The following is a 24,373-nucleotide window of genomic DNA, read 5'->3' on the forward strand; positions in this document are numbered from 1 at the left end:
TTACCACTCATTAAATTAAAGTGATTTAACACCCATATTATAAAGCGTGAAACCATAGATATCAGCGTACTGATCAATAATCTTACTGGTTGGTGTACCCGCGCCATGACCCGCGTTAGTTTCAATACGGATCAGGTAAGGGTTCTGTTTTGCACCTTTTGCTTGTAACTCAGCGGCAAATTTAAATGAATGAGCAGGTACAACACGGTCATCGTGATCGCCTGTCGTCACAAGCGTTGCAGGGTACGTTACCCCCTCTTTTACGTTATGAACAGGTGAATACCCTTTCAAGTAGTCAAACATCTCTTTACTTTGTTCACTAGTACCGTAGTCATACGCCCAGCCTGCACCCGCTGTAAATGTGTGATAGCGCAGCATATCCAGTACACCAACAGCCGGTAATGCTACTTTGAATAGCTCTGGGCGCTGGGTCATAACCGCACCAACTAATAAGCCACCGTTTGAACCACCACGCACAGCTAAATAGTCTGGCGAGCTGTATTTTTTATCGTTTAGATATTCTGCAGCCGCAATAAAATCATCAAATACATTTTGTTTTTTAAGCTGTGTACCATTAATGTGCCACTGTTTACCATATTCACCACCGCCACGAATATTAGCAACTGCATACACACCACCGTGCTCAAGCCACGCTGCAACTGTTGGGCTGTAGCTTGGTGTTAAACTTACATTAAAGCCACCATAGCCATATAAAATCGTTGGATTTTTACCGTTAAGTTCAGTGCCTTTCTTATACGAAATAATCATCGGTACTTTCGTGCCGTCTTTCGATGTGTAAAACACTTGTTCAGACACGTACTCGTCGCTGTTAAATTTAGCACCCGACTTGCGATAAACATCCGATTGCCCTGACTCAATATCAAATGAGTAAGTGTTACCCGGCGTCGTGTAATTCGTGAAAGAATAATACAGCGTGTCAGCGTCATGCTTGCCACTAAAACCATAGGCTGTGCCTACACCTGGTAAACTGATTTCGCGAACTAACTTACCTGATTTATCGTACTGCTTAACTTGCGAGATAGCATCGACCATATACTTAGCGAAGAAGTAATTTCCCCCTTTAGTCAGGCTCAATACATTGTCTGTTTCGGGAATAAGATCTTGCCAGTTTTCTGGGCTTGGATTATTCGCATCAACTGTCACAACACGTTTATTCGGTGCATTTAAGTTTGTTACCAAATACAATTTACTGCCATCATTATCAATAATGGATGTATCAGAATCTGTGTTGTCTAAAATTGTCACCAATTCGCTATCTGGATTAGATAAGTCTTTAATAAACAGTTTATTACCAGATGTTGAGGTACTTGCCGAGATGATCAAGTAGCGATTATCACGGGTAACAGCAGCCCCAATATAACGATGTTTTTGTTCTTCTGTGCCACCATAAACTAACTGATCATCCGCTTGAGAAGTGCCAAGCTTATGATAATACACTTTATGTTGATCAGTTTTAGCCGACAGCTCACTCCCTTTTGGCTTATCGTAGCTTGAATAATAAAAACCTTCATTTCCTAACCACGAAATACCACTAAATTTCACATCAACTAACGCCTCTTCAATAGGCTGCTTAGTGGCAGTATCAATAATAATAATTTTACGCCAGTCGCTTCCACCCTCTGAAATCTGGTACGCAGCTAGCGTGCCATCTTCGGTAAACGTTAATCCCGACATAGAGGTTGTGCCATCAGCACTGAATGTATTAGGGTCAAGGAAAACTTCAGCCTCTGAGTCACCTTTTTTACGGTAAACAACGTATTGGTTTTGTAGGCCATCATTTTTGTAGAAATAGGTGTACTCGCCCTCAGTGAACGGCGCAGTGACTTTTTCATAGTTCATTAGCTTTTCGAGAGTCGTTTTTAATTCATCTCGATAAGGAATATTCTTTAGGTAAGAAAATGTCACCTCATTTTCGGCTTTAACCCATTGCGCCGTCTCTTCGCTCATGTCGTCTTCAAGCCAACGGTAAGGATCGGCAACCTTTTCACCGAAATACTCGTCAACAACATTGCCTTTTTTAGTTTCAGGATAATTCACGGCAGCTTTTACCTCTGCGGTTTTTACTGTTTGTTCTGTCTTCGTTGTGGTTGATTCACTGCAACCAGCCAGTGCAATTAGAATTGCACATGCAAGCGTCTTCTTAATCATAATCTTCATACTTTTTAGTTATTGTTAACAAACAGAAAATAGAGTTAATGAAATAGAAAGTCTAGCAATTTGCGGTTAAACACAGCCTAGGCTGTAAACCAATGTAAAATACCAATAAAAAAGCCACGCAAGTGCGTGGCTCTGCAATAAAAAGGGTGCCTATACTTTAGTCAACCAACCGTGGTTGTCCGGTGATTTACCCCATTGAATATTATTCAATGCTTGGCGTAACTTCGCCACTTTCTCACCCGGCTCGCCCGAGCCTACTTTAAACTCTTGGTCGTTATGAATAAGTGTACCAACAGACGTCAGCACTGCAGCAGTGCCTGAAAGCGCAGCTTCAGTACCTGGCTTAGCGGCACGCTCTAGTAATTCACTTACGGTAAAGTTGCGTTCAGACACCGTCATACCTAAATCTCTGGCAATAGTTAAAATACTATTACGCGTAACACCGTGTAAGAAAGTGCTATCAAGTGCCTTGGTGATAATTTCATCACCATCAATAAGAATGAAGTTGGCAGCACCCGTTTCTTGTACGTCACCACCTGGGCAGAACAATATTTGGTCAGCCTGATGCTCAGAGCGTGCTTGTAAAATAGGCCCTAATGCACTGGCGTAGTTACCACCACTTTTTACCATACCCATATGAGGCGCACAGCGCATGCCGTCTTCTTCAAGTAATACACGAAGTGCTGTTGCACCCCCTGCAAAATAATCACCTACAGGCGAAAGAAGCACATACAGTAATGAACTCATTGAAGGCGCAGCCGCTTTACCAATTGCCGCTTCTGTACCAATATGAGTTGGGCGAATATACATTGAACCCGGAGGGGCTGGCGTTTCGTCTGCGTACTCTTTAACAATGTCTTTGATCATTTGCTCAAGCATACTTTCATCAAAATCAGGCAAGTTTAATAGCTTTGAGCTTTGCTTCATTCGGGCAATATTTGCGTCCATACGAAAGATATAGACCGAGCCATCTTCGTGACGAAATGCTTTTAATCCTTCAAAACACGTGCTTGAATAATGTAATACGTGAGCACCTGCGTGTAATTCGATTTTATCAGATGGGACCAGCGCGCTTTCACTCCATGTGTTGTCTGCAAAGCGTGCTTGGATCATGTGTGGCATAAATACAGTACCAAATGCGGCCATTGTTGTTCTCTCTTGTTTGGACTACTTTTTCTCCATTGTATGCTAATACCTCCCCGTTTAACCATAGCTAACGCATGCCTTTTATCGATTAAAGTGCAAATAATTTCACCTCGCAGTATAAAAAACACGCAATTTAATTGCGTGTTTTTTATTAATAATCATTCACGGTCACGTTTTTGCTTTTACCGGTAATTCATTCGTGCCGTTAGTCGATTAAAAAAGCGAGGGAAAAAGCGTTTAATTGTCGGCGCTAAACCGCTGATCCCTTCACCAACGACAACCTCATCCTTTTCCGCTTCTATGGCTTTGATCATTTTCGCAGCAGCTCTGCCAACATCCATCCCATTTTCAATCGATTCTTCGGGTTTATTTTGTGGTTTACCTTGCCCATCCAACGAATTATGCGCAATGGCTGTTTTGATTGATCCGGGACAGATTGTTAAACAATTGACATTTTTATCTGCCAGTTCAGCACGCAAACAATCCATAAACCCCACAACCGCATATTTTGAGCCCGAGTAACCGGTTCTGAATTTAGAGCCAACTTTACCCGCCACACTGCTTATAGATACAACCATGCCCATACCTTGTTTAACCATCTGCGGCACGACCACTTTCGTTAATGCAATAAGGCCAAAGTAGTTCACCTCCATTAACTGGCGATACACACTGAAATCGTTTTCTAAAAACAAACTGCGCTGCGACACCCCGCCGTTATTAATTAGCACATCAATACGCTTAATACGTTCAACAACCGCAGGCATCTCTTTAAGCAGCGCCTCAGGCTCTGCTAAATCGAGTGGCACAACATGATGCATTCCGCCTAAACGTGTATTTAGCGCTTTTAATTTATCTTCATTACGGGCAGATAAAACCAAGATTGCCCCTTTTGCAGCCAATTGTTCACACAGTGCTTCACCAATACCTGATGATGCCCCCGTAACCCAAACTATTTTATCTTTTAAATTCATGTGTGTTCCTTTTCTTATTGTTATTATTGCTGTTATCACGCTTTATGAGGACCTGCATGTTGCTCAATGTAATCAGCAACATCTTTATAAAAACCAAGTATGATTAAGGCTTCTACGACAACAAATAAGGGTCCAATAACGAGGCCAATAATGTCATCAACAAAGGCGGGTTTTTTACCTTCATAGTAATGACCCATAAATTGAAATAGCCAACCCACCACAAAGCAGCCCACACTCACAGCCAGCCACATTGATGTTGAAAGCACAACGACAGGCTGTGCAATAATGCTCAATAAAGCAAAGCACACAGCCATAATTAGCCCCATAGAAATACTGAGCATTAAGTAATACAGGCACGTAATCGCAATAACAATACTTGCCACTGTTAACGTAACGGGTTCAAGCATGATTGTTGCGCGTTGCAATAAACAAATAATGGCAAACACAATCAAGGGAATACCAATAAAATGTGTATAGATATTGCGTTTTGAACGGTGATAAAGGGCGTAATTGCTCAGCTGTTGTTTGAGAGTTTTCATTATTATTCCTGCCAAAACTGTGTTCAAAACTCAGATTAGCAGAAAATTTACCACTAAGAATGTCAACTAGCCGACATTTTAAAGTAACTGCATTAAATTAGCGCATCGATGACCTTGCCTTTTTCGGCTTCTGGCTGCATATCCATGCGCTCGCGTCCTTTTTGATATTCTTCATCAAGCATGCCTTGCAACTTATTCATTTTTTCTTGCAGTGCTTTGGTATCTGCACCTTGTTGTTGCATTTGTTCAGCAAGCTTTTCTATTTGCGCTTTGATTTCATCGATTTTCTCTTTATCTACCCCTAAGCGCTGATAAACAAGAGCTTCGTTTGCTGTCTCTAAAAATGAACTTGGTTCGGGTTGTTTTCTTAATAGACTTTGTGCATCAGAAGACGTTTGAGGCATCAATTTTGATTCTGATACATCCAGTGCTCGCTCAAGTTTATTAGTGCCTGAGTAATGATAAGCTTTATATTGGTTATGAAAAGTAATAGCCACACGTAATCGTCCTTTAAACTTGTCTGAAAAGATGTAGCAATTTTAGTTCCAAGCTAACATTGAGCTAAGAGTTTATCTAAATTTTCTATTTCAACTATCTGATACTTAAGACTAATAACTGACTCTGTTTGCAATGATTGTAATATTTGATTCACTGTTTGCCGTGTTAAATAAGTCATATCGGCAAGTTGTTGCTGAGAAAGTGGCAACCTAGTTTGCCCCGATAAGTGGCACAACATATACAGTCGCTTACTGACTTTTTGCTTTGCCGTAAGTAACGCATGATCTTCTAAAGAATCAAACAAACTTCTCACTTTCTCGGTTAATAACACCCCAAAGTCATGCCAGTATATCGGGTGTTCGTTCAGCAATTGAGTGAGTGCTCGTTCAGACACATGTATAAGGCGCACTGAAGTATGGGCATACACATCGTGGGTGCGTTTGCCGCCATCAAAAAGCGCCACTTCACCAAACCACATGGCACTTGTTACAAAACTAAGCACCGCTTCTTTACCTTGTTTGTTTACGCCCGATACACGTAACACCCCACTTATTACACAATACAAACCCGTATTTTCATCACCGCGCAAAAATAAGGCATCACCTGCATTACACGTGATTAATTTAGCGTTTTTAAGTAAGTGTTGCTTAAACTCTTGGCTGCGATTTTTAAACCATTTATCGTGGTTAATTATCGAAAGGTCTTGTTCATTCAATTATTTATACTTACATTGTTATGAGTGCAATTACTTATAATAAGAGGATACAGGATGTTTAACAAACTACTTTCGACCAGCTTACTGCTCAGTGCTATGTCTGCTCCTGCATTTGCCAGTGATATAGAGGCAGAACTTAAATCAGCCAACAAAAGTGTCAGTGAAAAGGTCATAAAATGGCGCCGCCATCTGCATCAATATCCAGAACTGAGCAATCGTGAATTTGAAACGGCAAAGTATGTTGCTAAACACCTTCGCTCATTAGGACTAGAAGTGCAAACAGGCGTAGCTCACACCGGTGTGGTGGCCAAATTAAAAGGCGGCAAAAAAGGGCCACTTATCGCGCTTCGTGCAGATATGGATGCCCTGCCAGTTAAAGAGCAAGTTGATTTACCTTTTGCATCAACACAAACAACTGAATATAAAGGTAATACCGTGGGTGTTATGCATGCCTGTGGCCACGATAATCATGTTGCAATCTTAATGGCTGCTGCTGAGTCTTTGGTAAAAATTAAAGATAATCTCGCTGGCGATATTCTATTTGTATTCCAACCTGCAGAAGAAGGTGCACCCGATGGCGAAGAAGGGGGTGCTGAACTAATGCTAAAAGAAGGCTTATTTAAAGAAAAACCCGAAGCCATCTTTGGTTTACATGTCACCAGCTCACTAAACACAGGGCAAATTGGTTTTCGTGAAGGGCCGCTAATGGCCAGCGCCGATAAGTTTACGATTACTGTAAAAGGTCGCCAAACTCATGGCTCGCGTCCTTGGAATGGGGTTGACCCCATTGTCGCGTCATCACAAATTATTATGGCAACGCAAACCATTGCATCACGCCAAGTTGATGTAACGAAAGCCCCTTCTGTTGTCTCCTTTGGTGCCATTAATGGGGGTGTACGTAATAATATAATCCCTGATCAAGTTGAAATGGTCGGTACAATTCGTACTTTTGATCAAGACATGCGTGCTGATATTAAAAAACGCTTAGCTAAAACCGCCGAAATGGTGGCTGAATCAGGTGGCGCAGAAGCGCATGTTCACATTGATCACGGTTACCCAGTCACCGTGAACGATGTTGAATTAACCAAGAAAATGACACCAACACTTGCAGGTGTGGTTGGCAAAGAAAACCTGATCACAACGCCATTAATAACAGGGGCAGAAGACTTTAGTTACTATGCCTTAGAAACACCAGGAATGTTCTTCTTTTTAGGAGTTACGCCAAAAGGTCAAGATGCCGTAACAGCGCCGAGTAACCATTCACCACACTTTTTTGCAGACGAGAAAGCATTACAACTGGGTGTCAACGCCATGACGCAATTAGTGGTTGATTACCTTAAATAGTTGATTACATTAAATAATAATCTTGTGAAAAGAGCCGAACTAATCGGCTCTTTTTATTTAACCATGTAGATACAATCTGCCAAAGGCATTAGGGCTGGGTACTTGGATTCTTGAAAACCTAATTTTTTATAAGCTGCAATGGCCAAGGTATTGTGGGTATATACGAACAACGACACTGTATTACAGTGCAATTGCTGTTTGCCCTGCTCGCTTAATAAATTAATCAGTATTTTTGCAAGCCCTTGCCCCCGCATATTCAAAGCCACGACCAAACGTCCTAAATGACAGCATCCTTCACGTAAGTAATATTGGCCAAAAGCCAACATCTGGCCCTCATTATTTACCAGCGCGTATGAGTTCAGTTCATCAAGATTTAAATCTTGTTTAAAGCTGTGTGCATCAAATGGGAAGTTAAAAAATGGCCCAGACCAAATACGCAGCTCCGCCTCTGTGTTAAACCAACCCATTAGCTTAGTTAAATGCTCATCAGTCACGCTAACTAGCTGCATGTTTTAACCTATCGAATAAACCCGATGCTCGGGTAACTGATTTATTCATTGCCATTAGTAACACGTTTTTATCTGCCACCAGCTCAAAGGTGTTTTTTGCACGAGTGATCCCCGTGTACACAAGCTGTCTGTTGATCCCTTGGTTTGCTTGATTTATTGGCGGTAAAATCATCGCTGTATACGCAAACTCAGAGCCCTGCGATTTATGAATAGTCATGGCATACACTTTATCGTGAGCGGGTAAACGAGCTGGCGAAAAAGCACGAATGTTTTCTTGCTCATCAATAAACATTGCTTTTAGTTGACCTTGCTCATCGTGCATTAAAATACCAATATCACCATTGAACAGTTTTAACTGATAATCATTTTGGCTGATCATAATGGGCATACCCAGGTAATGGCGCTGATACGGTGAAATAAGCCCTTGTTGTGAAAGTGCTTTTTCAATTCGAAGATTAAGGCTGTTTACGCCATAATCGCCCTCTTTCACCGCTGCCAGTAATTGATAGTCAGAAAAAGCATTGTGCACTTTAGCCACCCCAGCACCTTCGCGTATCAGTGTTAAATACGCCTGATAATGCTGGGCTGCTAACTGAACAAAATGCTCAATCGGTTTGTTAATCACATTGTAATTAAGTTTAAGGTCGCTAAAGCCGCCCTCGTTCACCGTTTGCTCAACATACCCAAGTAACCCTTGGCTATTGGTATTAACAGCTTGCGCTAATTGACCTATGCCGCTTTTGCCGTCAAAACGGTAGCTTTGCTGTAAAAACGCAATACAGTCGCTTAACAAGTAACTGTCTTCACTGTGTGAAAGCACGGCGCGATTATTAAAACACACCCGATTGAGTTGCTCTGCCCGCGCTTGGCTGTAGGCGGGCATTTTTTCAAGTGTTAATCCTTGGCATAAATCGCTGAGAATACTGCCAGTATCGACCGAGGCTAATTGGTCTTTATCTCCCAGCAGAATTAACCGAGCATGACTTGGCAGCGCCTCAATTAATTTTGCCATTAACGATAAATCAACCATGGAGGCTTCATCAATGATCAACACATCTAAATGCAGTGGATTACGTTTGTTATGGCGAAATTTATTCGTGTGCGGAATCACGCCAAGTAAGCGGTGAATCGTTTGTGCCGTTTCAGGAATAAGCGGTGCGATGTCTTTTGGGATCATACTGAGTTTTTGCTTCGCTCCCAAAATTGACTCACTTAAACGAGCCGCGGCCTTACCCGTGGGTGCAACCAACTTAATTGTCAACGGTGCACTGGCATACAACGACTGCATAATAGCTAATAATTTGGTGACAGTTGTGGTTTTACCGGTGCCTGGCCCTCCGGTAATCACACTAAAGCCTTTGGTGGCGGCTATGGCACACGCTACTTTTTGCCAATTTAACGTTTTAATAGGATCTGCGGGGTCTTCACGGTGAGCTTCATCAGGGAAATACTCTGTCAAAAGCGCAGTTAACGCCGTTTCATCGATGTTTAGTGGTTTTGCTGCCAAATGACTCAAACGTGACGCTAACACAGTTTCATACTGAGCTAATCGCGCAAAATATAACTTATTAGCAAACAGCAGCAGTGGCTTGTCATCACCCACACAAGCTGCAGCCATGAGCTGTGTTTCAGCTTGCTGCGCGTCATAGTTTTCTGAAAACGGCGAAATAATATCAGGTGCAGCAATGCTTGCCTCCGATACTGCCTGTTCTCTAATTGCAAACGGATTTTGCCAATTAATAGCGTTTAAATCTAAGCAACTATGCTGGCTTTGCTGAGCGACGGCAAGCAACAAAATAAGGTAGAACACCTCATTTTTCTGGGAGGTATCAGTGCCTATTAAAAGCTCAGCAAGTTTTACATCCACTAAGCGAATACGTTTCGTCTCTAACAAAAAGTCCAGTAAGGGCTGTGTTTTCATTTCAACCTCAGTCCCCTCTAATGCCTGTACAGGCTCCTTTAACGGTTCTTTGTGTTTGCGAGGTTGCTCTGGTTCACGTTCATCAAAGCCAAATGTCATCTGACTCATAACATTGCTCCTCGTGCAAATAAACTATCCAGCTCAATTACTTGCTGCTTTGTAAGCTGATTAAAGTACACCCCTTGGCCATCACTCATGCCCCGTAAAAAGGTGTAATACACGCCGCCTAAATGGGTCTCTATGTCGTAATTTTTAACACGTTGTTGTAATAAGCGATGCAGTGCAACAGTGTAAATCAAATACTGTAAATGATATTGGTGACTGCTCATCGCTTGCTCAAGCTGATCATGTTGATAATCAGCTGCGCTGTTGCCTAAAAAGTTCGACTTATAATCAAGAATGTAATACTTATCCTGCCAACAAAAAATTAAATCGATGAAGCCTTTTAGTAAACCTTGCACATCAGTAAAGTCGAGTTTGCCCGGTAAACCAAAATGCTTTACCAAAATTTGATTTAACTTATCACTTGAAAGCGATAATAACGGTAAATTAAACTCCATTTCGACTAAACACACTTCAGGCGAAAGCGCCGATAAACAAAGCCCTTTATCGTTTAGTGGACACTTTAAAGCGGCATTGATCCAGCTTTCGGTCATTGCCTCCCAACTATCATCAATGTGATACTTAGCAAACAGTTTTGTTATTACCTTATCAAGAGCATGGTCGTCACGCTCGTTGTCTGGTCGTTTCAATGCATAGGGATCCGTAAAGTCCAATTGCTCAAATATTTCGTGTAAACAACTGCCCGGCTTCGCACCTTTCGGGAAACTATAGGGGGTTAGTTGCACTGCTTGCTGCGCTAAAAATTCATCTTTTTCGTGATCTTCATCACTGCGCCCCAGTTCAATATGATCAGTCTGCTTTTTAAAGGTTAATGCACTAAAGCTGGTTGAACGCCAATCTCGTTCAATGTGGGTTTCGAGTGTGTTGACTTGATATGACTGCTCAGCATCTGTGCTTGTTAGGTCAAGCACAGTGACCTCATCGGGTTGCGTAAAAGCTTCAAAATGCATATGCGCCGACTGAGCACAAAAATCGCTTAATAACCTGTGCCACTCATCAGCCGATTTAATTTCTTCCCCTGCAAACAGTACATGACCAATACTGGTACTTTGTATACCAGGGCGATTACTGCGCCCTTGTGCGATGTTATACACACCGACTGAGCAAAAATGTACAGCACGGGTCAACGCCACATACAATAAACGCAAGTCTTCAGCTAAACGTTCTTGCTCTGCTTTTTGTAAGGCCTCATCACTGTTAGCAAGGTCGTAAACCAGTTTTCCGTTATGATGATAAAGCGCTTCTTTGGTTTCACGGTAGCCACAAGCAAACGGCATAAACACTATCGGATATTCCAAACCCTTTGAAGCATGCATCGTGACGATTTTTACTAAATTGGCATCGCTTTCAAGACGAACTTGCACCGCTTCACCCTCTTGTTGGCTGACCTTTTGCGCAAACCAGCGCAATAATCGGTGAGTGCCTTCTAGTTCAATTTGCTTTTGCTGCAAGATTTCACCTAAATGGCGAAAATCTGTCAGCCAACGTTCCACGTTATAACCAAGCCCCTGCCAGCGTGCAGCGAGTTGATTGTGGCTCAGTAAGCGCTCAAGCATCGCCATCGCACCTTGCTTATGCCAAATATGTGAAAGCTGAGCGAAAAAGTTTAAATGTTCTTGCCATTCGCTTTCGTTTTCATGTAACGCATAAATACGGTTATAGCTTAAGCAAAACAAGGGGCCTGCCAGTACGCCGCGCAATAATGATTCATCGTACTGACCATGAAGCGCTGTTAAAAAGTTTAATAAATGATGACTAAGCTCTTGCTGAAACACGCTATCACGAGATAAATACACGCTGGCAATGGCTGCCTCACTCAACGCCGACTTCATCAGTTGTGCTTCGTTTCTATCTCGCACTAATACACAAATATCGGCAGCGGTGACCGCTTTGCCAGCAATTGTGGCTTCACCTGAATGCGCCTGCTTAAGTAAGCGTGTGATTTTTTGTGTGTAGTGCTGGGCAAGCGCCTGCTGGGCAACCCCTTTGCTGGTTGGCTTATTATTAGCCTGAGCGTATTCATCAACAAACACTGAAAACTCAAATGCATTGGTGGTTTCGCCATTGATTAAAAACGCTTTGTTTTCAGGCTTCCCCTTTGCATGAACTGCTTGAAACGGAATCGCATCGTTATAAATAAAGCTATTAGCGTTTTTAGAAAAAATGCGATTTACACTCTCGACCACCCCTTCACTTGAGCGAAAGTTAGTGTCTAATGTGTATTGTTTTTGCGCAACAACCGCTTTTTTGGCACCAATATAGGTAAAAATATCTGCACCACGAAAACCATAAATAGCCTGCTTTGGGTCGCCTATCATAGCGAGTGTGGTATTTTTGGCGTTATAAATGCGGCTAAAAATACCGTATTGCACTGGGTCGGTATCTTGGAATTCGTCTATCATGGCAACAGGAAATAAGGCCGCTATTTTTTCGCTTAGCACGTCTCCTTGGTCGCTACAAAGTGCCTGATGCAAGTTAGTTAGCAAATCATCAGGGGTGATAACCCCTTGCTCCTGCTTACGTTTTATAAGTGCATTCGCAACCCATTTTGTTGCATATTGCACTATCGCAATATTCAAGCCGTTATTAATAAGGCTACTCAGTTTGGCCATTTCATCAAACTGTGCCGTCATTGCGTGACTAAGCAAACTGCCGTTTTTCTTATAATTCGCAGGGTCGCTTAAATTCTCTGTGCTCCAAACTTCAAACGAATACTTGCTGGTGCCAAATACAAAAAAGGTGTCGTCATTGTTTAGATATTCTTCAAGCGCTGCAAGGCTGTTTTTGCGGCCTGGCGTTTTAGAACCACTCAGATCAGACGCTTTTACAGCATTGATAAATTCACTGTCACGGCATGCCTTTTTAAAAGCAGGTACTTTTGCGACAAAGTTATCGCGTGCTTGCCATATTTCATCAAGGTTGTATTCAGGGGTAATAATCGCCCCTTGTTTGCTGAGCAAACTGACCACGTGCGGATACATCGACGCTGGCACCGGGAAAATATCAGTAATCGCTTCTGTGCGCGCTTTTGACTGTGGGTATACAAAGGCACGCCAAAAATCATTGAGTGTTTCTTGAATGAGCTCTCGCTCATCTAAAATAAATTCTAAGTTAAACGCTACACCCGACTCAAACGCGTGCTGTTTGAGCATGCGCTGACAAAAGCCATGAATAGTAAAAATAGCCGCTTCGTCCATTGATTTGGCCGCAGCGTCGAGTAAATCAAACGCCGCGTGTTTGTCATTAACTTCATTGATAATTTGACTAATTAATTCATCTTCAGGATTTTTGCCCAGCAGTGCATCTCTGGCATTGATTATGCGTGCGCGCACACGGTCTTTTATTTCTTGGGTAGCCGCCTCAGTGAAAGTAACAACCAATATTTGTTCAACACTGAGCGGGGTATTTAAAAGCGCAGTGCCGTCTACGTGCGTCGCTTTTTGTAAGCCCAATAAATAACGTAAATACAACCCCGTTATAGTGTACGTTTTACCTGTACCGGCACTGGCTTCAATCAGGCTTTGCCCACAAAGCTCCATGCTAATAGGATTAAGCGTTTGCATGGTCAGCCTCCTGCGCTAATTCAACCAGCGGCGATAAAAGCAGCTCACTCCAATGAATAAACTCGTCTTCGCAGTCTTTTAGATTCCGAATGGTTAGGCGAATATAGGGGTTTTCTCCTTCACCCACCCCGATATATTGCGGGGCAAATTTATTATTCGCTTTTGCCATGTCTTTATTTGTTTTAATGTACTCGTAGCCACTTACTGGAAAAAATGCCACTGGCCGTGTAAGTAATGCTTTATAGAGCATAAACCAATCGTTCAAATAACCACGTGCATCGTCTTGTGAAAGCGCTGAAAAACTAATTTGTTTATCTAAACCAAGTATTAAGGTTTCAACATGTTGGCCCATGATCTGTGCAGCTAAATGCTGAATAAAGCCCTTAATCACGTCTTTGGCTTTAATGCTTGCGGTACGATAAAATACCTGTTTTTGCCCGTAAATGTGGTTAAGCCAGCCCTCTAAGGTGGTATTTTCAAGAGTTATTTTGACTTCAATTGGCAGCAACTCATCATCTTGAATATGGGCTTTCACCTGCCCTGCTAACGCATCAACACGGTGCTGCATACTTTCAAACACCAAATCGCCAACATGCGCTTGGGGCAACTCACCGCGTTGCATGATTTGCGCTTTATTAAGTGGTGTTTCTAGAATACTGGCTTCTAAAATTTCATCTAAGTAGAAATAGCGACGCAGTGCATCAAGGCTAAATGGCTCTTCATCTTTCGCAATATCATTAAATTGCGGCAACCTTAAGCCCAAACTCTGCTGATAAAAGCTTTCGTGCGGCTGACACACACTGCGAATAAACTGGTTTAGCTCAACAATTTGCTCGGGTGATACACACAGGTCTTGCTGTGGCTCTGGCGTAATACTTTGAGCGGGTATCCACACCGGGTTATAGCTGTGTAATTGCGTTACCGCAGGCTGCTTAGCCTTAAGATAATAGGCAGGATTAAACGGTTGCAAGTGCTGATAATTAATCAGCGCCTCGGGCAGTGCTGCGTGACAGTCTTTTTCATCGTCAAATTTAAAGCTACGGGCGATGTATTCTAACAGCTCACTGACGAGTGTTGAGGGCATTCTTGGTTGGTTATCAAAACACGAGCGCCCAATATAACTGATATATAAGTTTTCACGGGCGCTTAAAATGGCTTCTAAAAACAGATACCTGTCATCTAGTTTACGCGAACGGTCGCCTTTTTGGCGTTTTGAATACGGCACTAAGTCAAAACCAATGGGCTGCACGGTACGAGGGTAATCAGCATCGTTCAGACCCAGCATACACACCACTTTAAAGGGCACGGCACGCATTGGCATCAGCGTACAAAAGTTCACTTGCCCAACTAAAAAGCGCTGTCCTACGCCTTTCTCTTGAATACCTTGCTTCACTAAATAGCTAACAATACGCTGCGAAACATCCCCTTGGTAATCACCGTTTTCGTAATGCTTAATGAGCGTATCAAGCACTTTTTGCAGTACCAGTAAATCCCAGCTTTGCTCGCCCTCATCACTGTAAATTTCGCCAAGCAGGGCTTTTAAAATCGCGGCTTTTTCGTTTAATGGTGCATCATCGTGTAGTTTTTCTTTATAACGAGCCAATACATCAATAAATTCAATTAATTTATTAAGGGTATTTAACGCCATGCCTTCGACTTCATCGGCACTGTAAATTCCCGAAAATGGCATGTGTTCATCACGTTGTGCCACCCCTAGCAGTAACCGGTTTAACCCATGCTGCCAGGTATTTAAATCAATAGCAGGAAGACCAAAACTGTCTTTATGCGCGGCATCTAAACCCCATTTAACACCCACTCGCTCAAGCCAAAAGCCAATTTGTTCGTATTCATGAGCCTCTAAGTTAAACTTTTCGGCGATTTGTGTGACTTGCAGTAAATCAAGAATGTCAGACACACCAAACCGTGAGTAAGGTAAATCGGCCAAACTTGCAAATGAACTCAGTACAGGCTTTTCTTGTTCAATGGCTAAATCGGCTAACGCATAAGGAATAAAACGACGACCTTCTGCACCACCAAAAACGGCCTCGATATACGGGCTGTAAGTGCCAACATCGGGCATCATCACAATAATATCTTTCGGCGTTAAGTGTGGGTTTTGGTTAAACAAATTTAATAAGTAATCATGAAGCCGCTCTACTTCACGCAGTGGCGTGTGACAGTCACTGAGCACAATACTGGTATCGCCTGCTTTAATTGGCAGTTTACCTTCATCGTTAATAAACCATTCTTTATCGGGTGTAAGCGATTCGCCTTTAAACGCTAATTGATAAATCTCAGCGTGAATTTGCGATAATAAAGTGTCATCAAATTCATTCTCAAAACCATCTAACCACTGCGCGTCTAGCTGCAATAATTGCTCAAAGTAATCTCGGCCTAATTTCCCCCACGACGATAGCAGCGGATTGCCAATAAAAAAGTACTCATGGTCGGGATTTTTTGCATGGTCTTCAAGCGCATCTAGGTGCGGACGTTTGGCATATTTTGCAGCAATTTTAGCAGCCGTTTTTTCATCTAAAGTGTCACCCCAATAGTGCTCGCTTGGGTTGAAGAAAAACAGAAACACCTGCGTTTTTTTCGCAATGGCTTGGAACACTTCAAGCTGACTACTGGCAATCGCCGAAATACCAAATAAGCTAATACGCTCGGGTAATAAGCTGCTATCCATCGTTTCAAGCGCAGCGAGTAATTGGTCTTGCATATTGGCACGATGATAATGGCTTTGGCCAAGTTGTTTACTGTGCGCCACCAGCCTACGCCAAAGATCAGGCTGCCAAGGTGCTATGCCTATATCAACATCATCAAGTTGATCTGTGCCCTGCTCCCACGTGGCAATCCAATGTGGACGATACATTAGGTATTGGTCATACACATCGGCGATTTTTTCACATAATGCGAAGGTCTTTTGGCCATCAGTATCGCCATCTAAATACGTTTTTAGAGGTAAATACAACGGCTCATCAATACAATCAGGCAGAATAGCAAACAGCTTCCACGCAAGGTTTGCTTTATTATAGGGAGATTCACTGGGCACATCGGGCAATAGTTGCTGATACAGCTGCCAAATAAAACTAGATGGCAGTGGAAAATCAACCTGTGCGGCAATGCCTAAATGTTCACTTAAGCCTATTTTTAGCCACTGCGACATACCGGGTGACTGCACAAGCACAATTTCTTTTTTGAATGGACTCGTTAACGGATTAACTTTAAGAAGAGCGTGAAACCGCGCTTGCAGTGCTTCCATGCGATTTGATTGAATTATATTCAGCACTTTACACTGTCCTTGCTTGAAACTAACTAATTGACACAGTGTAAGATATTTTAATTAGATGGGATAGGTATAAGAGTCACCTAAGTACGCTCTTAGGTGACAATTTAAGCGATCTGCAGATTAGATAAGTTCTGCCAGCATTTCTTCGCTGTAAGGTGTTAATGCTTCACCATGGGTAACTTTACTAATGTAATCTGGGTTTGCGATAAAGGGGCGTCCAATCGCGATTAAGTCAAATTGGTTGTTATCAATTGCCTGATTAGCTGACTCAAACGTATAACTACCTACACCCACTAATGTACCTTTATATGCACTGCGTAAGTATTCAGATGTCGTTTTATTTTCAAGGCTTGCAAAACGCATACTGTCATCAAAAATACCCGCATGAAGATAGGCAAGATTGCGACTTTCAAGCGCTGTTAATAAATAATCAAACACGGCCTTATCGCGGTTATCTTCACTCATATTAAAATATGCACCCGGAGATAAACGTAATGCTGTTTTATCTGCGCCAATGGCTGCGATTACAGCATCTACAACCTCTAAGGCGAAACGTGACATATTTTCTGGTGTTTGACCGTATTGGTCATCGCGTTGGTTGGCAGCGAAGTGTAAGAATTGATCAATTAAATACCCATTTGCACCATGGATTTCAACCCCGTCAAAGCCCGCTTCTATAGCGTTTTCAGCCGCTTTAGCGTAATCAGCAATTAAACCTTGAATGTCTTCAATGGTTGCTGCTTTTGGTGTCACGTAAGTTAATTCACGCATGCGTGGCACAGACCCTTCTACACCGATTGCCGAAGGAGCAAGTACATCACCACCAAAAAAATGTGGGTGAGCCACACGCCCTACATGCCAAAGCTGAGCAAACATTTTGCCGCCTTTCGCATGCACTGCATCGGTGACTTTTTTCCAGCCTTGAATCTGTTCGCTGGTAAATAGCCCTGGGGTATTTGGGTAACCCTGTGCATCAGGGCGAATAATTGTCGCTTCACTAATGATTAAACCGGCATCGGCACGGCGTGCATAGTAGTCAACCATTGCTTGAGTGGGGACTAAATCATCATCACTCATACAGCGCGTAAGCGGCGCCATTAATACACGGTTTTGCAGTTCAATTGTGTCGTTTAACCTAAAGGGAGTTAATAAATCAGTAGCCATAAATGTCTCAATTATTTTTGAATGTACATTCAAGATAGGGATTCTTGAATCATTATTCAAGGCTATTTTTGAATATTTGTTCAAGATTAAGTAGACTGCAAATAATGACCTCAAAAAGTTGATGTAATGAGAACTGCTGAATTTGATAATGACTATGTGTTAAGACAAGCCATGCTAGCCTTCATGGAGTTTGGGTATGCTAAAACCAGCATGCAAAAACTAACGCACGTTACTGGCCTTCACCCCGGTTCGCTGTATGGCGCCTTTGGCAATAAAAAAGCGATATTTTTAAGAGCTATAGAACAATATCAAAAAGATCGTAATCAACAGTTCACAGCGTTATTTCATAATAAACAGCCTATTTTAGAAACACTTAAAAATTATCTGACCCTCATTGTTGATGAGTGTATCAAAGGCGAAGTAGCAAAAGTGTGCTTACTCACCAAGAGTATTTCAGAGGTAGAAGGCAACGATCCGCAAATTTGCAGCGTGCTACGTGGCAACTTAAATGCCTACGAAAATACGCTTGCCGAACAAATTCAAAAAGCCCTTGATAACAACGAATTTAAAAGCAGTAAAACCGCGCAGCAATTAGCGCGCTTTTTAGTTATGGGTATTTATGGTATCCGTACTTATGCGCTCACTAATAGCGATCCAAAAGCGCTACAGCTGCTTGCCGATGATTTATATTGTGCCCTTCTTAATTAACTCACGGCATTCGCACTATTAATAACTACTATGTCGCCACGCCAATAGCGAATAGTTATCTTACAAAAAGCAAATCAATTTAGGAGACCACTTTTCTCTTATTACACATACACATATAGCAACTGAGCCTGGAAAATATATATTTACAATCACAGCAAGTAACCATGACTTCATTGAACAGCTCAGTGTTAAATTAACTGTCCTGCCCCATAATCCCACTTTGTAGGTTTACTCATCCCGATAAATTGACCCTTCCTAACGACCCAACTCACAGCGTTATCAGCACGATTACTGTTGTAGAAAAAGTGCACGTGTACCCTGCTTATGTCACTGTTAATATTAATTCTTCGTGGATAAATGATTTATCTTTTGCATTGGTGCCACCTTCCAGTGAACGATTTCAGTTACTTAAATCTAAATCGATAAGTGCAAAATCAACACACACCGAACCAACAACTATCTAATTTATAAACAGCGAATGCACCAATGGCTTGCCGCTTACATTAATAGCCGTGAAGGCGCATTAACCACCATTCATTGCACAGAGATAATCGCTTTATTACTTGTCATATTAATTTATCACCTTATGATTAAGATAATGCTGTGTATAACTAAAAAGAGTGAGCCTGTCATGAATAATGCAACTGCAAAACGTGTTGAAACAGAATTAGACGAAATCCTTGCCCTTGGTACAAAAAAACGACTCGCTTATATGTTTGAAATGGTTCACGAATTTAAACAGATTTGGATCCTTAATGATGAGCACGGCTGTGTAATGCTTACCAATGAAGACGATGACTGCGTACCCGTTTGGCCTAGCCGTGAGTTTGCACAAAGTTGGGCAACCGGAGAGTGGCAAGATTGCGAGCCCAAAGCGATACCCGTCAAAGATTGGTTGAGCCGCTGGACGCCAGGTCTTGAACAAGATGACTTACTGATTGCCGTTTTTCCAACTGAACAAGATGACGGTACTATTTTATTCCCTGACGAATTTGACTCGCAACTAAGAGTGCCAAAAAGACGCTTTTAAATCATGCTTATAACTTAACAAAGGGAGCAATAGCTCCCTTTGTTATGCGGTATTTACCGATAGGCTATGATACCAATCCGTAAAATACCTAATCCTGCCAATTTAACAAAAATTATTGACTACTTTGCTAAATGCTCTAAATATAATTCTAATTTTTGTGATTCGTTTAATGTTTTTAGCACCGCTTCTTGTTGTGCAAACCAGCTATCGGCAATACCGTCGTTATTTTTATCTTGAACAACAGCAACATCTTTAAATTGAGCTTCATACGCTTGCCAGCTAGGAATAACGTCAAGTTCATGATTAATTAACCCATCCCCTGTTACGGGACGCTTGTCATTGAGTTGGTCATAAACTAACTGATCAACGCTGTCTATGAACACGCCATTTGCATTTCTATTCGCTCCCGCTAACTGATTTTGTGCGATGTCATAAAACACCTGCTTCGCATTCTTTGCTTTAAAATCAGACTCTTTCTCAACTATAATTTTTTTATCACTCAACCAAGGGCTGTTTGCTTGGCTGGCGATACGTTTCCCTTCTTTTTTATTTCTATAATTGACAGCTAACCAGTTTTTATCATCAAACTCTGGGTACCCTTCTAGAATATTTCCAGCGATATAAGCTTGGTTTTTGCTAATGAATGGGGAGAACCAAATATCCGCAAATTGAATGCGCTTGCTCGCTTTACCCGGTTTGTAATAATTCGCTATTAGGTTAAATCGCCCATTCTCAGAGCCATACACATTATTGTGTCCCCAATTAAAAATAATATTATTACTCACTTCGATAAATTCATCTGTGTAAGGGTAAGGAGATTTTAGTCTGTGTCCATTTATACGGGGAGTTCTACTTGCATGATTTGCTATTATATTATTAATAAAAGAGGCATTAGCTCCTCCCCAAATACCACCATAACCATGTTTTCCTTTAGGATGAATAGAGTCGTTTAAGCTATATGAAATAATAGAGTTTTGTAATGTGAAATTACGATTATTGTAAAAGCTACCCGTTTCATCAACAGACCAGCTTAATGAACAATGGTCTATAATAACATTGTTAGAATTGCGCACAGTTAATGCGTCTTCTACCACCTTAAATGTCCCTAATCGAAAACGAATAAACCGAATAATCACATCCTCTGCATTTGAGACAGTAAATGGCGCACCTGAAATGGTAATGCCTCCCGCAGAGGTTTGCCCTGCTAGCGTAATTCGACCGTGGTTTACTTTTAATTCTTTTGACAGCTTAATCACCCCAGACACAGCAAATGTAATAACGCGAGGATGCTTTTGATTAATTGCGTAACGTAAGGTTCCGGGCTCATCTTTGTCTTCGAGGCTCGTTACAATATACAATTTCCCCTCTGCGCCACCTCGAGAGAATTTACCAAACCCTTCGGCACCATCAAAGGCAATAGACCTAGGCGTTAACGACTGACCCATACTATTTGCACTAAATAGTGACACACTCAATGCACCAAACAGTAGCAATAGGACGTTTCGACGAAACCGGTATTGTTCACTTTTCATTCAAACCCACCTTTTTGTACCTTATAGAAAAAAACCAGCCTTTATGCTGATTAAAAAATTGACAGTTTAATTAATGCGGTGTTAACTTTATGTTATCTTCATTTGCCACCGGTGGCAAATGAATTTTTAAAAATAAAATAGAACACAATAAAAGCCTTTTAAAAAGGAACAACAATGAAAACGATAAAACTCAGCGGTATTGCAGCAGCACTTTTGGTTGCCCTGCCCGTCTATGCACAAGACGCACAGACAACCAAACCCGTACCGCAAACAGCGTCTAGTAGTAATGAAAAAACAGCGATAAAGAAAGCCCAAGATGAAGATGATGACATGGAGATCATCGCTGTAACAGGCATTTATCAGGCTGATTTAAAAGCCCGAGCAATGGAACGTGAAAGCAAAGCATTTAGCTCTGTGATTGCTACAGATGATTTAGGTAACTTAGTTGACCAAAATGTCGCTGAGTCTCTACGTCGTGTTCCCGGTGTCACCTTAGAAAGAAGCGAAGGCGAAGGTAAATATGTAGCAGTACGTGGTCTTGGTCCCAAATTTGTGTCGGTAAATATGAATGGCGCGGAACTTTCTGGTGCAGGTGATGACCGAAAAGTCGGCCTTGATGGCATAACGGGTGACTCTCTTGGTGCAATTGAGGTGTTTAAAACGCTCACACCTGATATGAACTTAAACTCAATCGGTGGCGCAGTAAACGTAAAAGCTATTTCGGCTTATGACCGTGGTGACAATACACTGAAAATAAAACTTCAAGATTCTTACAATGAAATGAGAGAGGCACATTCACCGAAGTTTAGTATTGATGGTACACAGTTGTTATTTGATGACAAAGTTGGTATTGGCTTTGCGGCCAGCTATGAAGACAGACAAACACAAGTCGATGAAGTACGTCATCACAGCTCTCGTGATATGAACTTTTTAAAAGGGGGTATTGGTCTCTCTGAAACAGAATTAGCAAATGCAGAAGAAATTTTAATCCCTGCACAGCTCGAAAACCGTCGCGAAATAGCGGATCGTAAACGTACCAATGCCACACTGAATGTCGAATTCAAACCAAATGAAGACAGCTTTTACTATATTCGTGGTAATTATTCAAAATACACCGACGACGATATCGCTCAACGTGAATTTTATAACTTTTATAATGGCGATCAAGAAGACGAAGTTATTTATGTTAACCCACAAACTAAGGAGTTTGCACTTTCAGATATTGATGTTTACAACCAGTATTTTATTCAAGAAGGTGAAACTGTAACCACCAACTATAGCTTTGGTGGTGAAAACTACTTTGCTGAGTCGTGGCGCGTAGATTATGAATATGCTTACTCTAAAACAGACGATGAATCAGTGGGTGATCGTCGTGTGCAATTCCGCGAACGAGAAAATATCGTTTATGGCAAGGCTGGCCGTGATTTTATTACTGCGAAAGTATTAACGCCTTCTGAAGCTGCGGCTCTTGGTGGTTTTGAGCTTGACCCAGACAATGATGTTTTTGCTGGTGAGGCCGACGGTGATTTAAGCGATCTTTCTAATATGCAATACGATAACCTATTCATGGAAGACAGCACCCGCACAGACGAAATCACAAGCTTTAAACTTAACTTTCAAAAGGAGTTTGATAGTCAGTTTTTAAATTCTATAAAGTTTGGGGGCACCTATAACGAACGTGAACACTATAGAGATAAAGATCGTTGGAGTTACACGATAAATGCTGATGATTGCGATGGTAATGAAACCTGTATCGCTGTTGCTAACTCTAATATTACCGATTATGACTATAGTGTGCCCGCTGGTGATTTATTCACCTACCCTTTAGTGTCCGCGCAGGATGTTGAGTACATGGTTGATTCAACAAAAATTACGCGCGAAAATGCCACCGGTGGCGAAGTGTCAATCGACAGCACTAAAGAAGACTATGTACTCACCGAGGACACGTATGCCGCTTATGTTATGGCAGAACTGCAGTTATCAGAAACAGTAAGCGTAATAACGGGTGTGCGTTATGCGCATACCGAGTTTTCGTCGACTGGTTTTATGTCACTTGAAAATGACGATTGGTCATTTGGTGGTGAGCATACCTTAGATATTGCAGTTCCGTTACCTGAATCATCAATAACTTACAGTGAATACTTCCCTAGTATGCATCTTCGTTATGAACCAAATGAAACGATGTTAGTTAGAACCTCTTTATGGACCAGCTACACTCGCCCTTCGTTTAAACAAGCACGAGGATATGCACGGTTTGATGATGATATCAGTTTATGCGACCCCACAACCAATACATGTTATAGCGAACCCGATGGGCAAAGTGCATTAGAATTACAAAACTATATTTTGGGGCCCGACAATGCACTTCAAGTTGGTAACCCAAATCTTGTCGCAATGACATCAGACAACTTTGACGCCTCATTTGGTTGGTATCCTTCCAAAGAATTATTCGTTGAAGTAGCTGTTTTCTATAAAAATATTGATAACTTCATTGTTGATGTCAGTGGTATTCAAATGGGGTTAGATGAGCTACCTCTTACATTACCTGTTGATCATGTTTCTGACTTCGCGATTCCACAAGACTTAGTCATAAATCAAGTTGATATCACCTTAAACGGTGATAAAGCAACCGTGTATGGTATGGAGCTTAGTTATAACCAGTTTTTTGAAAACGGCTTATTTTGGCAAAGTAATATGACCGTCGTCAGTAGTGAGTCAAAACTCGATGACACCATACGCTATGAAAAAATGCCGTTACCAGGCCAAGCAGATATTACCGCTAATATTGCGCTGGGTTGGGAGAATAAAACAGCGTCACTTAGGCTAATCAGTAATTATCGTTCCGATATTTTAGAGCAAGTAGGCTCTTGCCCTATTTCAGCAGACAAAAATGATGCTAAAGCATGTAAAACATGGGCTGATATCTACCAAGATGACATATTAACCTTTGACATAAAAGCGACTTACGACTTCAACGAACACCTTTCATTCTACTTTGATGCAATCAATATCACCGACGAGTCAGACCTTCGTTATTTCACCGGTAATGATCAGTCTGGCGGCGAGATTTTGTATCAACGAGAAGATTATGGTCGGACATATCAACTAGGAATGAATTATAAGTTCTACTAATAATTCAACTA

16 protein-coding genes are annotated in these 24,373 nt (G+C 41.7%); 4 read left to right on the forward strand and 12 right to left on the reverse strand.

Annotated elements, in window-relative coordinates; all coding sequences use genetic code 11:
• Window positions 1-15: 15 nt before the first annotated feature.
• The 6 genes from GZH31_RS09365 to GZH31_RS09390 form a co-directional block, all read right to left on the reverse strand.
• Window positions 16-2,169 (reverse strand): prolyl oligopeptidase family protein, encoded by a 2,154-nt coding sequence (locus GZH31_RS09365; RefSeq protein ID WP_036967836.1) that lies wholly within the window; start codon window positions 2,167-2,169, stop codon window positions 16-18.
• A gap of 159 nt (window positions 2,170-2,328) precedes the next feature.
• Window positions 2,329-3,324 carry a branched-chain amino acid aminotransferase gene (locus GZH31_RS09370; protein ID WP_036967833.1) on the reverse strand — a complete coding sequence of 332 codons (996 nt, stop codon included), beginning with the start codon at window positions 3,322-3,324 and terminating at the stop codon, window positions 2,329-2,331.
• Window positions 3,325-3,506: 182 nt separating this feature from the next.
• The gene (locus tag GZH31_RS09375) at window positions 3,507-4,295 is read right to left on the reverse strand and encodes an SDR family oxidoreductase (protein WP_065978510.1); all 789 of its coding nucleotides are present in this window, start codon (window positions 4,293-4,295) and stop codon (window positions 3,507-3,509) included.
• A gap of 35 nt (window positions 4,296-4,330) precedes the next feature.
• Window positions 4,331-4,834: a DUF962 domain-containing protein gene (locus tag GZH31_RS09380; protein ID WP_036967827.1), complete on the reverse strand. Its 504-nt coding sequence runs from the start codon at window positions 4,832-4,834 to the stop codon at window positions 4,331-4,333.
• Window positions 4,835-4,926: 92 nt separating this feature from the next.
• Complete coding sequence (locus GZH31_RS09385; RefSeq protein ID WP_180310904.1) at window positions 4,927-5,331, reverse strand: hypothetical protein; 405 nt, start codon at window positions 5,329-5,331, stop codon at window positions 4,927-4,929.
• A 53-nt stretch (window positions 5,332-5,384) separates the two neighbouring features.
• The gene (locus GZH31_RS09390) at window positions 5,385-6,047 is read right to left on the reverse strand and encodes a Crp/Fnr family transcriptional regulator (protein WP_180310905.1); all 663 of its coding nucleotides are present in this window, start codon (window positions 6,045-6,047) and stop codon (window positions 5,385-5,387) included.
• 54 nt (window positions 6,048-6,101) lie between these two features.
• Here GZH31_RS09390 and GZH31_RS09395 point away from each other — a divergent pair, with 54 nt between their 5' ends.
• Window positions 6,102-7,391: an amidohydrolase gene (locus GZH31_RS09395; protein WP_180310906.1), complete on the forward strand. Its 1,290-nt coding sequence runs from the start codon at window positions 6,102-6,104 to the stop codon at window positions 7,389-7,391.
• A 53-nt stretch (window positions 7,392-7,444) separates the two neighbouring features.
• Here the strand turns inward: GZH31_RS09395 and GZH31_RS09400 are convergent, their stop codons facing one another.
• From GZH31_RS09400 to GZH31_RS09420, 5 genes are all read right to left on the reverse strand, one after another.
• The gene (locus GZH31_RS09400) at window positions 7,445-7,900 is read right to left on the reverse strand and encodes an N-acetyltransferase (protein WP_036967814.1); all 456 of its coding nucleotides are present in this window, start codon (window positions 7,898-7,900) and stop codon (window positions 7,445-7,447) included.
• Window positions 7,887-9,920, reverse strand: a complete 2,034-nt coding sequence (gene recD / locus GZH31_RS09405) for an exodeoxyribonuclease V subunit alpha (protein WP_083633640.1) — start codon at window positions 9,918-9,920, stop codon at window positions 7,887-7,889. Before recD ends, GZH31_RS09400 begins: the two co-directional genes overlap by 14 nt.
• Before the next feature lie 5 nt (window positions 9,921-9,925).
• On the reverse strand, window positions 9,926-13,507 hold the full coding sequence (gene recB, locus GZH31_RS09410; RefSeq protein WP_180310907.1) for an exodeoxyribonuclease V subunit beta: 3,582 nt from the start codon (window positions 13,505-13,507) through the stop codon (window positions 9,926-9,928).
• A complete protein-coding gene (gene recC, locus GZH31_RS09415) occupies window positions 13,494-16,796 on the reverse strand; it encodes an exodeoxyribonuclease V subunit gamma (protein WP_074989411.1) in 3,303 nt (1,100 codons plus the stop codon). Before recC ends, recB begins: the two co-directional genes overlap by 14 nt.
• A gap of 120 nt (window positions 16,797-16,916) precedes the next feature.
• A complete protein-coding gene (locus tag GZH31_RS09420) occupies window positions 16,917-17,960 on the reverse strand; it encodes an alkene reductase (RefSeq protein WP_065978515.1) in 1,044 nt (347 codons plus the stop codon).
• 126 nt (window positions 17,961-18,086) lie between these two features.
• Between GZH31_RS09420 and GZH31_RS09425 the strand changes: the two genes are divergently transcribed.
• A complete protein-coding gene (locus GZH31_RS09425; protein WP_036967802.1) occupies window positions 18,087-18,668 on the forward strand; it encodes a TetR/AcrR family transcriptional regulator in 582 nt (193 codons plus the stop codon).
• A 631-nt stretch (window positions 18,669-19,299) separates the two neighbouring features.
• On the forward strand, window positions 19,300-19,698 hold the full coding sequence (locus GZH31_RS09430) for a DUF2750 domain-containing protein (RefSeq protein ID WP_074989413.1): 399 nt from the start codon (window positions 19,300-19,302) through the stop codon (window positions 19,696-19,698).
• A 119-nt stretch (window positions 19,699-19,817) separates the two neighbouring features.
• Here the strand turns inward: GZH31_RS09430 and GZH31_RS09435 are convergent, their stop codons facing one another.
• A complete protein-coding gene (locus tag GZH31_RS09435; protein WP_065978516.1) occupies window positions 19,818-21,230 on the reverse strand; it encodes a polysaccharide lyase family 1 protein in 1,413 nt (470 codons plus the stop codon).
• Window positions 21,231-21,404: 174 nt separating this feature from the next.
• On the opposite strand from GZH31_RS09435, the gene GZH31_RS09440 reads away from it, so the two are divergent.
• Window positions 21,405-24,362 carry a TonB-dependent receptor gene (locus GZH31_RS09440; RefSeq protein ID WP_180310908.1) on the forward strand — a complete coding sequence of 986 codons (2,958 nt, stop codon included), beginning with the start codon at window positions 21,405-21,407 and terminating at the stop codon, window positions 24,360-24,362.
• Window positions 24,363-24,373: the final 11 nt, after the last annotated feature.

Origin of the sequence: Pseudoalteromonas sp. JSTW (genome assembly GCF_013423925.1) — a bacterium.
GTDB lineage: Bacteria > Pseudomonadota > Gammaproteobacteria > Enterobacterales > Alteromonadaceae > Pseudoalteromonas > Pseudoalteromonas lipolytica.

Bases quoted from the DNA above. Each gene is read 5' to 3' on its own strand.
- GZH31_RS09420 (WP_065978515.1), bottom strand. From the start codon at position 17,960: ATGGCTACTGATTTATTAACTCCCTTTAGGTTAAACGACACAATTGAA.
- recD (WP_083633640.1), bottom strand. From the start codon at position 9,920: ATGACATTTGGCTTTGATGAACGTGAACCAGAGCAACCTCGCAAACAC.
- GZH31_RS09380 (WP_036967827.1), bottom strand. From the start codon at position 4,834: ATGAAAACTCTCAAACAACAGCTGAGCAATTACGCCCTTTATCACCGT.
- GZH31_RS09435 (WP_065978516.1), bottom strand. From the start codon at position 21,230: ATGAAAAGTGAACAATACCGGTTTCGTCGAAACGTCCTATTGCTACTG.
- GZH31_RS09425 (WP_036967802.1), top strand. From the start codon at position 18,087: ATGAGAACTGCTGAATTTGATAATGACTATGTGTTAAGACAAGCCATG.
- GZH31_RS09430 (WP_074989413.1), top strand. From the start codon at position 19,300: ATGAATAATGCAACTGCAAAACGTGTTGAAACAGAATTAGACGAAATC.
- GZH31_RS09365 (WP_036967836.1), bottom strand. From the start codon at position 2,169: ATGATTAAGAAGACGCTTGCATGTGCAATTCTAATTGCACTGGCTGGT.
- GZH31_RS09400 (WP_036967814.1), bottom strand. From the start codon at position 7,900: ATGCAGCTAGTTAGCGTGACTGATGAGCATTTAACTAAGCTAATGGGT.
- GZH31_RS09395 (WP_180310906.1), top strand. From the start codon at position 6,102: ATGTTTAACAAACTACTTTCGACCAGCTTACTGCTCAGTGCTATGTCT.
- GZH31_RS09370 (WP_036967833.1), bottom strand. From the start codon at position 3,324: ATGGCCGCATTTGGTACTGTATTTATGCCACACATGATCCAAGCACGC.
- GZH31_RS09375 (WP_065978510.1), bottom strand. From the start codon at position 4,295: ATGAATTTAAAAGATAAAATAGTTTGGGTTACGGGGGCATCATCAGGT.
- GZH31_RS09440 (WP_180310908.1), top strand. From the start codon at position 21,405: ATGAAAACGATAAAACTCAGCGGTATTGCAGCAGCACTTTTGGTTGCC.
- recB (WP_180310907.1), bottom strand. From the start codon at position 13,507: ATGCAAACGCTTAATCCTATTAGCATGGAGCTTTGTGGGCAAAGCCTG.